The sequence below is a fragment of the Adlercreutzia agrestimuris genome, from assembly GCF_943193125.1.
Taxonomy (GTDB): Bacteria; Actinomycetota; Coriobacteriia; order Coriobacteriales; family Eggerthellaceae; genus Xiamenia; species Xiamenia agrestimuris.
Genome location: NZ_CALPCX010000001.1, coordinates 665668 through 677770 on the forward strand (window position 1 = coordinate 665668; position 12103 = coordinate 677770).

General features: G+C 48.5%; 8 protein-coding genes. 5 read left to right on the forward strand and 3 right to left on the reverse strand.

Features of this window, described 5'->3' with window-relative positions; translation table 11 throughout:
- Positions 1-439: 439 nt before the first annotated feature.
- Positions 440-1660 (reverse strand): arginine deiminase, encoded by a 1221-nt coding sequence (gene arcA, locus NFR28_RS02575; RefSeq protein WP_251178266.1) that lies wholly within the window; start codon positions 1658-1660, stop codon positions 440-442.
- 517 nt (positions 1661-2177) lie between these two features.
- On the opposite strand from arcA, the gene NFR28_RS02580 reads away from it, so the two are divergent.
- The 5 genes from NFR28_RS02580 to NFR28_RS02600 all read left to right on the forward strand — a co-directional run bounded on the left by NFR28_RS02580 (position 2178) and on the right by NFR28_RS02600 (position 9981).
- Entirely contained in the window at positions 2178-3143 is a 966-nt protein-coding gene (locus NFR28_RS02580) for a LuxR C-terminal-related transcriptional regulator (protein ID WP_251178267.1), read from the forward strand.
- Positions 3140-4099 carry an SGNH/GDSL hydrolase family protein gene (locus tag NFR28_RS02585; RefSeq protein WP_251178268.1) on the forward strand — a complete coding sequence of 320 codons (960 nt, stop codon included), beginning with the start codon at positions 3140-3142 and terminating at the stop codon, positions 4097-4099. The genes NFR28_RS02580 and NFR28_RS02585 overlap by 4 nt, the downstream gene beginning before the upstream one ends.
- Before the next feature lie 146 nt (positions 4100-4245).
- The gene (locus NFR28_RS02590) at positions 4246-5496 is read left to right on the forward strand and encodes an Nramp family divalent metal transporter (RefSeq protein WP_251178269.1); all 1251 of its coding nucleotides are present in this window, start codon (positions 4246-4248) and stop codon (positions 5494-5496) included.
- A gap of 374 nt (positions 5497-5870) precedes the next feature.
- Positions 5871-7826: a molecular chaperone HtpG gene (gene htpG / locus NFR28_RS02595; RefSeq protein ID WP_251178270.1), complete on the forward strand. Its 1956-nt coding sequence runs from the start codon at positions 5871-5873 to the stop codon at positions 7824-7826.
- A 253-nt stretch (positions 7827-8079) separates the two neighbouring features.
- Complete coding sequence (locus NFR28_RS02600) at positions 8080-9981, forward strand: MFS transporter (protein ID WP_251178271.1); 1902 nt, start codon at positions 8080-8082, stop codon at positions 9979-9981.
- 9 nt (positions 9982-9990) lie between these two features.
- Here the strand turns inward: NFR28_RS02600 and NFR28_RS02605 are convergent, their stop codons facing one another.
- Together NFR28_RS02605 and NFR28_RS02610 are read right to left on the reverse strand one after the other, a co-directional pair.
- On the reverse strand, positions 9991-10983 hold the full coding sequence (locus tag NFR28_RS02605) for an aminopeptidase (RefSeq protein ID WP_251178272.1): 993 nt from the start codon (positions 10981-10983) through the stop codon (positions 9991-9993).
- Positions 10984-10991: 8 nt separating this feature from the next.
- Entirely contained in the window at positions 10992-11975 is a 984-nt protein-coding gene (locus NFR28_RS02610; protein WP_251178273.1) for a DUF1177 domain-containing protein, read from the reverse strand.
- Between the last annotated feature and the right edge of the window lie 128 nt (positions 11976-12103).

Below are 12103 nucleotides of genomic sequence, written 5' to 3' on the forward strand. Positions count from 1 at the left end.
ATTGGGAACTTTTTTCCAATTTATCAGGGTCTGATCAGGTGTAACCGTAATTATCGGACACACTTTTTGTCCGAGTGAAAATCTCGATTATTTTGACTTTTTATAAGAAAATCGGGTGTTGACCTGCGCCAACACCCGATTTCAGACACACTTTTTGTTCACCCTAAAGGAATCTTCTGTACTCGCCAAAATAGAGAAGCTCTCAGAGTGAGAAGAAAAGCTGTTCGCCAAAACACCTTTTCAAGCATTTCTAAGTTCACTAAACTCTCGTTCGCCAAAATGGGGCTTAGTAAACTTAGACTCAAACACTTCGGTTGATCAAGATTGTCAATGATCAGAAATGTATTTCAAAACTCCATCGCAGGTATGTAACTACAATGACCGTTGGAGTAGTGCATACCTGCGAATTTGGAGTTAAGAACAAATTTCAGAACTAAGATTAGTCCTCACGCCAGATCGGCATGCTCATGCAGCGTGGGCCACCACGACCGCGTGAGAGTTCAGCTGAAGGCATCTCAAGTACGTTGAGACCCTTCTCACGAAGTACTTCGTTGGTAACGTCGTTGCGCTCATACACAACGATGGTGCCAGGACGCAAGCACAGGGTGTTAGAACCGTCGTTCCACTGCTCACGAGCAGCAGCAATACGATCGCCGCCACCGCAAGGAATGAGCTCAACGGGGCAACCCACATACTCTTCCAAGATGTGCTCAAGCGGCTCATTGCGCTCGCGAACCTTCAAGCCTTGGTTACCATCAGAGGTAACTTCAAAGACCGTCAGCGGGCCCATGATGCCAGGATGCACGGTGAACTTATCGGTATCAATTTGGGTAAATACCGTGTCCAGGTGCATGAATGCACGAGAGTTCGGGATGTTGAATGCAAGGATCGTCTCAATAGTTGAGGTCGGATCGTTGAACACGTTGTGTGCGAGTTGGTCAATTGCATCGGGCTCGGTGCGCTGAGAAATGCCGACAGCTAAGACCTTATCATTGATGTTTAAGATGTCGCCACCCTCAATGTGGAAGGTGTTGTAGCGGCTGTAGTACAGCGGCACATCTTTGTAATCAGGATGATACTTAAACACGTACTCGCCATAGATGGTCTCGCGGTTACGTGTCTCTGAATACATATGGTTCAAAGAAACGCCGTTACCAATCATTGCAAACGGGTCACGAGTAAAGTAGAGGTTCGGCATCGGTGCGCACACCAATTTGCACGTATCAGATACCAAATCAACCAAAGAGTCAGATTTGTTGACATGCAGCTCTTGAAGATTGATGCCAGCCATGGTCTTTAAGACCAACTCTTTAGGATCGGGATAGTTCTCTTCCAAGTAGTCATGGATGATCTTCTTGTAACGCTCGGTACGAATACCAGCTTCTTCGATCCACTGATAAACAAACTGTTCACGCAGATCTTTAGATGAAGCTACGACTTCCGCTACGAGGTCCTCAAGATAAACCACTTCCACGCCCTCAGAGCGAAGAATCTCGGCGAAGCGATCATGCTCTGCCTGAGCGACACGCAAAAATGGAATGTCATCGAAGAGCAATTCTTCAAGCGTGTCGGGAGTGAGGTTTAAAAGCTCGTCGCCGGGGCGGTGGAGCAAGACCCTCTTAAGAGGCTTGATCTCGCTCTTGACGTTCACGCCAGCCATAAGCAACCCTCCTTCTGTAGTGATCCTAATCCCTTAGGATTGCTTCATTCGAAGCAACAATGTAATACATGTTGCAGATACTGAGTTCTGCAAAGCTGATAGGTACACCATGAACCTTCACACTGCAAAAACAAAGATGTAAGGCGGGTGTATTAGTAGGTGCAATGTGTATCTAGTACCATATTGTTACCCAATAAACCCGCAATAAACGCCAGGTAAGAGCCTTGTTCAAGACCTGAAATGTGATTGTTTATGAAATGTAAAACTAACTAAAAAGCTTTACATTGAAGCTCTCACTATGCTTTGCAAAGTTGCTAAATGCTGAAAAATTGTTACTGCAAAGGTTGTGAATTAGGTATTGTTTAGCGTGAGTTAACGTAAGAAGATATGTTTCATTGCGTTATTATGGAACCGCAACGATATGTGTCTTGATGTCTGATATGCATTTCGTCAAAAGACTGCAACAAAGCTTGCTATTATTTGGTTGCCAAACGAGTTACCAGGGAGGTATCACGCAGTGGGTTTAGTGCTCTTCTACTGGACGTTATTGGTGATGCTTTTTTCCATGGTTGCTTCAGCAACATGTCTTTCCTCTTATTTAGTTTCGCACAAAAAAACGTACCTGTATCTTTTTGTCGCGTTCCTCATGTACTTTCTTGACGTGTCCTTCGTCTTTCAGGATGAATACGCATTACACATTCTCTATATTGAATTCAATGGTGCGTATGCTGTTATTCGATCTCTTATATTGATTATTACTGGGTTAGGCGTTCTTGAGTCTTTCTGGCTCATGGTTTGTGATTATTTGCGCATTACCAATAAAAAGCTGCTGGTTATACCCGGCGTAGTTTTTGTAGCTGCAAGTCTTCTTCTGCTGTTTGGATTTCCTGATACCAGTGACAAATGGTTTTGCTTCTACACCACGCGAGCACTCTTCGCGCTGTGGATTATTGGCTTTGGGGCATTCGCCTATTTTAATGAGTCATCTGAAGTTCTCAGAAACAGACTGTGGCGAAGAAAATGGATTGTCATTGGTATAGCAATTATGGTGTTTGGCATCGTGTTTGAAGATGCAATCTTCTTCTTGGTTCTAAAGACCGACACTATCCGTCTCGGGCCGCTGGTGCTCTCTTCAGAGCGCAATTATGTTGAGAATTACTTAATGCTCTGCATTGGATTTATTGCCATTCGGGATTCTTATAAAACATTGTCGCTGCGTTTTGAGATGCCGCCAAGTGGAACGAGCGTTTTACAGGAACAAGAGATTGTTGAGGTTATGCCTCGTTATGCAAAACTCTATCAACTCTCTTCACGAGAGTGTGAAGTGCTTCATGAGATTTTGCTTGGGAAAGACAATCAAAATATTGCTTCGCAAAAGCAGCTTGCTTTAAGTACGGTAAAGGTGCATGTGCATAATATCTTGCAAAAAACGGGAAAGGCCAATCGTCAGGAAGTAATCCAAGATTTCTGGAGAACATCGTGACAAAGCGGTTTTCCATCTTAGGGGACTCCATAAGCACGTTTGAGGATATAACTCCGCGTGGTTGGCGTGTATATTACGCTGGCGAACAAAGAGAAAAAACGGGCGTTCGTGATGTGGAAGACACCTGGTGGATGCGCGTGATTGAGCATTTTGATGGTGAGCTTTTGGCGAACGCTGCGTACTCGGGAAGTCTTGTTGAGGGTGCAGGGTTTCCTGCGGCATCAAGCACGCAGCGCGTAAGTGCATTAGGCGGGCTTAGGCGAGGTGGTCGAGGCAGTGTCTCGACGCTGCAGAACCCCGATGTTGTGATGGTCTTTATTGGTGTCAACGATTATGGTTGGGGCGGTGCGCATGAGCAGGCGAAGGCGCACGGAAATGCCTTGCCGGCAATTGAACAAGTGCGCTGTAAAGAGAGCGCTGGGTTTCCTGGGGCAATTGATGACCAGACGCTGGTGCGTTTTGCAGAGGCCTATCAAAGCATGCTTGATAAAATTCGCCATGAGTTTCCGTCAGCTGAGGTGTGGTGCGTGACACTTGTGCCAGGACGGGTGCGCGGCGAGGCAACTTCTACGTTTACGTATAATTTGCGCGGCGTTGATATTGATGCATACAACGAGGCAATTCGCCAGGCTGCACGCCAAACGGGTTGCAAGATTGCCGACATTGCGTCGTTTGGGCTTGAGTATGAAGCGTCGGATGGAACACACCCAACAGCGTTAGGGATGCGGCAAATTGCATCTATGGTTGTTGCCGCAATGACAGGCGCCGAGGCTCATGATGACCCTGGTGAGTGGTCTTTGCCGCTTTCGCCAACCGATGCGTGGGAGGCGCGCCGTCCTTGTAATGGCGGTGTGTGTGTAAACTGCGACCAAGCAGTGGCAACCGCAAACCCCTGGTATCTGGTTTGTGGCGGGCAAATTCGCTGTTCGCACGCAGAATTTAGCCCCTTTCTATGATAGATTTTCTCAGAGAGATTTCCTTGTAACAACTGAATAGGCAAGATGTGCATGCTGTGCATTCAAGTTGTTTGTGTATTGGATAGCCTGCTTGTTTTGACGGGGTCAAGATATGTGGGGGATAAGTGGGATTTGAAGGAGATGAAATGAGCAGTTCTTTGGGCGAGAAATTCAAGAATATCGGCCCGGGCGCATTGGTTGCCGCAGGCTTTATCGGACCGGGCACGGTAACGACCTGCACGGTTTCTGGTGCAAGCTATGGCTATACGCTTTTGTGGTGCTTGCTGTTTGCCACCGTGGCCACCATCATTTTTCAGGAGATGGCTTCTCGTGTGGGCATTGTGACACAGAAGGGCTTAGGCGAGAACATTCGCGATCGTATTTCTAATCCAGCACTGAAGTGGATTGCTATCGTTATTGTTATCGTGGCCATTTTTGTCGGTAATATCGCCTATGAAACAGGCAATATTACGGGCGGTATTTTAGGTATTCAGGCTATTTCTGCTGAAGCTCCGCTTATTCCGATTGTTGTGGTAATTGGTATTTTGGCATTTGCGGCAATGTGGGTTGGATCCTATAAAGTTGTCGAAAAGGTGCTGACTGGCATTGTGGTATTCATGGGCTTGGTATTTTTGGTGACAGCATTTGCCTCTGCTCCAGATTGGGGTGCAGTTGCTGTTGGCATGTTTACACCGACGCTTCCGCAAGAGGGCGGTCAGGGTATTTTGACTGCTGTTGGTTTGATTGGTACGACTATTGTTCCTTACAACCTGTTTTTGCATGCATCAGGTTCGGCAGAGCGCTTTAAAGATCCCGATCAGGTTTCTGACGCACGCTTCGACACCATTTTGAGTATTGGTCTTGGTGGCATTATCTCAATGGCCATTCTGATCTGCGCTGCGGCAAATATTTATGGAACTGGCATTGAGGTGACCAACGGCAAAGATATGGCAGTAGCGTTAACCCCGGTTCTGGGCTCATGGGCAACGTGGCTGATTGGCTTGGGCTTGCTGGCTGCTGGTTTTTCAAGTGCAATCACGGCATCATTCTCGGCGGCTTATGCGGTTAATGGTGTTATGGGTTGGCAGAAGTCGCTCAAGGATGTGCAGTTCAAGGTCATCTGGATTATCGTTTTGGTAGCTGGTTGCACCATGGCAATCCTGCTGGGCAAGAGTCCGACCGAGCTAATCTTGGTTGCTCAAGCAGCAAACGCAATTCTGCTTCCTATCATGGCATTTTTCGTGCTGTACTGCGCAAATGGCAAGGATTTGGGCAAGTGGCGCAATCATGTATTCGCAAATGTTGCGGGCGTTGTGATTATCGTGATCACGCTCTTTATGTGTTACCGCAACATGTCGAGCTTCTTGAGCTCGCTCCAGACACTCATTGGTGGCTAAGGAGTTTGCCCAGGCTGTATAGTTGCTGGTCGCGCATGTAAGCAAGGCGATTAGCAACTGAGCTTGGCGCTTTTTGTGGCGTGTTGGGTGTGTGAGGCGTTGACTATAGTCAACGCCTCTTTTTTATGTCGCATGTGGCAATAGCGGACAAGGGATGTACGTATCCGTGTCAACACAGCTGTGCATGTATCCGCAACGTAACTCTTGTCGGGATAAACCGTGAGTGTCGTTGACATCATAATTGCTGGTACTACAATCAGGTATTAGCACTCAAGCATTGAGACTGCTAATGCGCGTATAAGAGCCCGCAAGATGGCGAGCGCGCGTTGCAGTCAAGGACGAAATCATGTGACGAAATTTCGGAAGGACGCCTTATGAAGAAGTTCAAGACCGAGAGCAAAAAGTTGCTCGATTTGATGATCAACTCCATTTATACCAATCGTGAGATTTTCTTGCGCGAACTTATTTCTAATGCCTCAGATGCAGTGGACAAACTCTATTTTGCAAGTTTGACCGATTCCGACATTCAACTGAATCGTGCAGATTTGCGTATTGTTGTTTCAGCTGATGAAGACGAGCGAACTGTGACGGTATCAGACAATGGTATTGGCATGACGAAAGAGCAGCTCGACACAAATTTGGGTACTATAGCGCACTCGGATAGCTTGGCATTCAAGACAGAGAACGCTGATCAGCAGGGCGAGGATGTGGATATCATCGGTCAGTTTGGCGTGGGCTTTTACTCTGCGTTTATGGTGGCGAAGCGTGTACGTGTTGTGTCGCGCGCGTATGGCAGCGATGAAGCGTGGGCGTGGGAGAGTGATGGTGTTGATGGGTATACGGTAAGCCCAGCCGAGCGCTCTGAGCATGGCACTGATGTCATCTTGACGTTGAAGGACAACACCGATGAAGAAAACTACGATGAGTTTGCAACGGAGTTTGGACTGCGCAGCCTGATCAAGCGCTACAGCAATTACGTTCGCTATCCCATCATGATGGAGGTCACCAAGACGCGCGAAGTGGAGAGTCAGCCGCATGCAGATGGCGAAGCCGCAGACGGTGAAGACGCAGATGGTGAAGGCGCGCAGCAGGAGCCTCAATACGAAACCTATCAGGAGCTGGAGACCATAAACTCGATGATTCCGATTTGGAAGCGTCGCGGCTCAGATGTAAGCCAAGAGGAATACAATGAGTTTTACAAGACCGATTTCCATGATTTTGCTGATCCAACGTGCACGTTTAGTATTCACGCAGAAGGCGCGCTCAACTATGATGCGCTGTTGTTTGTCCCAAGCAGAACTCCCTATGACCTGTATAGCAAAGATTACAAAAAGGGTCTGGCGCTCTACAGCTCAAACGTTCTCATCATGGAAAAGTGCGAAGAGCTCCTGCCGGATTACTACAATTTCGTACGTGGCGTGGTGGACAGCCAGGACTTATCGCTCAATATTTCGCGCGAAACACTACAGCACAATGCACAGCTTCGAGCCATTGCAAAGCGCATTGAGAAAAAGATTACTGCTGAGCTTAAAAAGCTTCTGGAGAACGACAGAGAAGCTTACGAACAGTTTTTTGAAAACTTTGGACGCGGCTTAGAATTTGGAATCTATAACAGCTATGGCATCTTGAAGAATGAGCTGGCGGATCTTTTGCTCTTCTATTCTGCTAGACAGGAGAAGCTCATTACGTTGTCTGAGTATGTTGAAGCCATGAGCGCAGATCAGAAGCCAATTTATTATGCAACGGGTGAAAGTGTTGCACGCCTTGAGAAGCTTCCGGTGGTGCAAGCGGTGCTTAACAAGGGCTACGACGTGCTTCTGTGCACAAAAGACGTAGATGAATTCTGCTTCCAATCTATGATGAGCTATGGCGAAGATGATGCAGCTCATGAGCTCCAAAATGTTGCGAGTGGAAATTTGGATCTGTCCACTGACGAAGAAAAACAGGAAGCAGAAGCTCTTGCAAAAGACAATGAAGCACTCTTCGAGGTGATGAAGGATGCGCTCGGAGATGCTGTATCAAAAGTAACGGTTACATCGCGAGCCACTGATGCGCCAGCATTTGTCACGGCAGCAGGCCCTGTTTCGCTTGAGATGGAGCGCATATTGTCGCAAATGCCTGATGGCGAAGGCATTAAGAGCGAGCGCGTCTTGGAGCTCAACGCAAAGCATCCAGTATTTGAGGTGCTGCGCCAAGCGCAGGCTGAGGGTGATGCGGCAAAGGTTCGTTTGTATGCCGACATTTTGTACAACCAAGCATTGCTGATGGAAGGCATGCCCATTGAAGATCCCGTTGCATACGCGAACGCGGTTACTCAGCTGATGGCATAGAACTATCAAGATGCCGTTCGGCAGATTTGATAGCATCAGGTATCTGCAACTAATTGATATACTAGCCTTGCTATAAACAACTTTATAAAGAACTGCAAACGACACATGTGGCGCCTGGTAGCGCGTAAATCTGATCACGGTACAGAACACAAATTCTGTCCTGATATGGTTTTCGCTCTATCGGGCGCTTTTGCGTGCTGTGCTTGATGAGCTGCAATATCGCTACCTGCGTGACTACGAGAAGGAGGAAGTTGTGGCTACCAAAAAGCCTGCAGCAATATTGTTTGTTGCTGCGTTTGCGGCATTTCTTGCAACGTTTAATGAAACATTTCTTAACGTTGGATTTGCACCGATTATGGAAAGCCTCTCGGTGGATGTATCTACGGTTCAGTGGCTTGCCACTGCTTATATGCTCGGCGCTGCAGTGATGGTGCCTGTTTCGGCATTTGCGTACAGATCGTTTTCTACCAGGCGTTTGTTTTGTGCAACGGCAGCATTGTTGGTGATTGGTTCAATCATCGGCGGCGTTGCTACAAACTTCATTGTTTTGTTAGTAGGGCGAATTATCCAAGCGCTTGGTACGGGCATGTTAATTCCGATTGGTATGAATATTACGCTCGAGATTGCACCGCGCGAGAAATTGGGCACCTATATGGGAATAATGGGTGCCATGACAACGCTTGGACCATCGTCAAGCGTAATCTTAGCGGGCGCCATTTTGGCTGTCGCAGACTGGCATATGTTGCTCTGGGTATTTGCGGGATTGTCGATGTTGTGCCTTTTGGCGGGGGCGGTTATTCTGCGTGATATCGCAAAACTTACCCACCCACGCTTGGATGCGGTATCGGTAGGCCTTATTAGTATTGCGCTTATCGGTATTCTTTATGGCATCTCTACGATATTGAGCGGAAGTATTGTTGGAGCACTTATTGCTTTGGTGGTGGGCGTAGTTGCGCTCATTGTTTTCGTACGAAGGCAAAACACACTTGCTGAACCATTAATCGATTTGCGCCCTTTGCGCATTCCCGTATTTGCAGTTGGTGTGACGGTTAACATGCTGTCGCTTGTGACCATATTTGCAATGAATATCATTGTGCCAACATTTATGCAATCAGTACTTGGCACCCCACCTTTGGTGGCCTCACTGACGCTCTTTCCGGCAATTCTTTGTTCTTGCATTGCTTCGCCCTTGGCTGGTCGCATATATGACAGACACGGAGTTGCACTGCTTTTACCCGTGGGTTTTGCATGTATTGCAATCTTTTCTGTGCTCACAGCGTTTTTCATTGCCACCGCATCTCCTGTATTGTTGGCTGTGATTTATATCCCGGTGATCTGCGGTTCTGCGCTTATTATCGGTCCGGTGCAAAGCTTTGCGCTTTCGCGTTTGGCGCCAGAAATGAATCCTCATGGCGTTACGGTCATGTCTACCGGTTTTCAGATTGCGGGTTGTTTTGGCTCGTCGGTATTTACCGCAGTATATGCGGCAGTAGGAGCAAGCGCATGCGCTGCCGGTGCTCCTGCTGCACAAGCAGCAGCCAGCGGCATGCTCTGGTCAGGCATTTTGGTTGGCGTGTTTGGGCTGATCGGATTTTGTTTGGCGCTTTGGTTGGGCAGCGTATCGAAGCGCACTCCCATTGAAACGGGTGCTGTCAATGCTAACGACGCTACGGTTGGAGCAGAGAGTGCACTGAAAGCAAGCGGAACGCTTGCGCAGTTCATGAAAACCGATGTGTATACCATCAACGAGCATGCAACTGTTCTTGACGCGTTGCGTTTGTTTAGCCAGAAGGGGATTTCAGGCGTACCTGTGGTAGATAATGCCACGCGCGTTGTCGGCTTCATCTCTGATGGTGATATCATGCGACTCTTAGCAGATCAAGTACCGGCGTTTAAAACAGCTTGGTCAATGATAGTTGAGCAAGGCAATGAAGATTTTGATAAAACACTGCGAGAAACTATGGGTACTACTGTGGGCGAAGTGGCCACTAAAAAAGTAGTGGCCGTAAATATTTCCGATGATATTGGCATGATTGCACGTGTTTTGGTTGAACATCATCTTCGGAAGGTTCCCGTTTTAGACCAGGGTTGCATGGTAGGTATTGTTAATAGATCAAATATTACTCACTATGCTATTGAACAGTATAGTGAGTAATACGGCGAACTAGATGACGAATTCTCCCTGATCAATAATGAGCTCATCATCTAAATAGAGCGTGGGCTTGAGGATGATTCCGTCGTAATGGCAATCTGCTTTGGTAACGCCTCCAAATGAGGTATTAGTCCCAAAGGCAATATGAACTGTGCCATAGAGTTTTTCGTCTTCCAAGATAATGCCGCACAAAAGGGCGCGCTCGTTGGTGCCAATGCCCAGCTCGGCAATAGTTGCATTTTCGGGGCGTCTAAAAAGGACTTCAAGCTGGTCGGCGTAAAGGCCGTTTTCGTCTTCGCCTTCTACGTTGACCAGCTGCCCTGATTCAAGTGTCACCGTCATCGGTGCGGTAAGTTTTCCAATTCCAACCATGGAACCATCTATGATCATGGTGCCGTTTGCAGCTGTTTCAAGAGGAGCAATATAGGCTTCACCTGACGGGAAGTTGCCGCAGGCTCCTGGCGTGCGATATACGCCTGGACTAGGTACGCCAGGGCGACCCGAAAGATCTAACGTAAGCACATGTCCGTCTTTTTCGATGCGGGCGGTTTGTGCGGCATCAAGCCGTTGCGTGAGATTGAGCGTGCGTTGCTCTACTTCAGCATAGTTTGCGCAGGCTGCACCGTCGCGCAGCATATCCAAGGTGATCCCCGGCATGGTTACTACGCGCGTGCCTTGAGCGGCTGCATTGATGCGTGCGCTGGTGTGCGTGAGTGATTTTTGGGTGGCACAGAGGGCGACATCCGCCGCAGCCATGGCGGCTGCAACCGGTTGCGGTGGCTCTTCGCCATTAATCTTTCCTTCTGGCATGACGACAAGCAGCACGGTCCAATTGCGTTGGGCGGCAACAGCCTCAGCGGCTTCATAGAAAAGCCGACCAATAGGACGTGTGGGTTCGTCAGTGACAATGAGCAGTGTTTCGCCTGGTTGCAATGAAAGATTGGTCTCAACAATGGAGAGCGCACGGGCGAAGAGGTCTGTTTCAAGTATTGGTTCAGTGTTCATTGGTTCCTCTATGCATTGGGGTTGTCAGCTGGCAAGTCTCCCATGGTTTGCAGCTTTGCCATGGAGCCGTAGCGTGCGTGGAACAATTCAAGTTCGGCCGGATCGAAGAACGAGCACTTGCCTTCGCCAAAGGCTTTTGCCACCTCAATCATGAATGCGCCAGCTTCATCCAGGTCAGTTAAGTGTGTGGCACCCGTAGCGCAGCCGGGAACTGCGGTTTCGGTTGTGACAGCAACGCCGACAACCGGGGCATCGGTTGCTGTAGCCGGTTGCAAAATGGAGTTGAGATGGTACAGGCCGTTGCCATAAGGCGTGATGTCAGCCATAGAGAGCGGATAGGTGCGCGCACGACGACCGCTTGCAATTTCAGCAAGTGTTACAAGATCTTCGCTTACGCGCATAATGACGCCTTGTACAACGGTAGGCGAAATCATGAATCCGCGTTCATTCATGATGCGATTGCCTTTTGTGGTGTCAATGGAAAGCACTGCATCAAGTGGCCATGCGCCAGCTTGTTGAGCTCCCGCTCCAACCTCTTCGCGGTTGACTTCCGCCATGGAAACAGGTGATCCCATGAATGCGACGGGTTCATGGGGAAAAGTTGGCGCATGCGGGCAGATATGCGTTGAGATAAAGACGTCACCAGGTAAAACGTCGCCGCGTGCATGCATGGAGACAAGCTTTGCTGCACATGCAAGTGCGGTGAGGGCGCCATCGCCGTCGGAGACAAAGCCGATGCGCTCAGGACGTGCACCCAAGCCGCCCAGTCTGCCAAGAAGACCAATGGTGGGAGCGTTGCCGCCTGATGAGCGACCCTGTGAACCGGGGATGCGAACGCGCACCATGTCGGTTGAGCCTTTAACACCGGTAAGCGTGTAGGTTTCAACGTCGCAATCAGGATCAAGAGCGCGTAGATAATCAACGGCAGTTTGGCCGCTGGCAGAAGGCGAATCGAGCAAATCGTAGAGTTCAATCAGTTGTTTTAGGATCATGTCTACCTCGTGTTTCTCTAGGCAAGAATGTATGAGTAGGGTATATGTAAACTTACTTAAATCCACTATAAGTAGCAGCGCAATTGTAGCATTGACCACGGCTCTTATGAGGCGAAAGGCATGAGGAT

What these genes read in the sequence shown, in the direction of transcription:
- NFR28_RS02605 (WP_251178272.1), bottom strand. Translation starts at nt 10,983, where the DNA reads ATGAACACTGAACCAATACTTGAAACAGACCTCTTCGCCCGTGCGCTC.
- NFR28_RS02610 (WP_251178273.1), bottom strand. Translation starts at nt 11,975, where the DNA reads ATGATCCTAAAACAACTGATTGAACTCTACGATTTGCTCGATTCGCCT.
- htpG (WP_251178270.1), top strand. Translation starts at nt 5,871, where the DNA reads ATGAAGAAGTTCAAGACCGAGAGCAAAAAGTTGCTCGATTTGATGATC.
- NFR28_RS02590 (WP_251178269.1), top strand. Translation starts at nt 4,246, where the DNA reads ATGAGCAGTTCTTTGGGCGAGAAATTCAAGAATATCGGCCCGGGCGCA.
- arcA (WP_251178266.1), bottom strand. Translation starts at nt 1,660, where the DNA reads ATGGCTGGCGTGAACGTCAAGAGCGAGATCAAGCCTCTTAAGAGGGTC.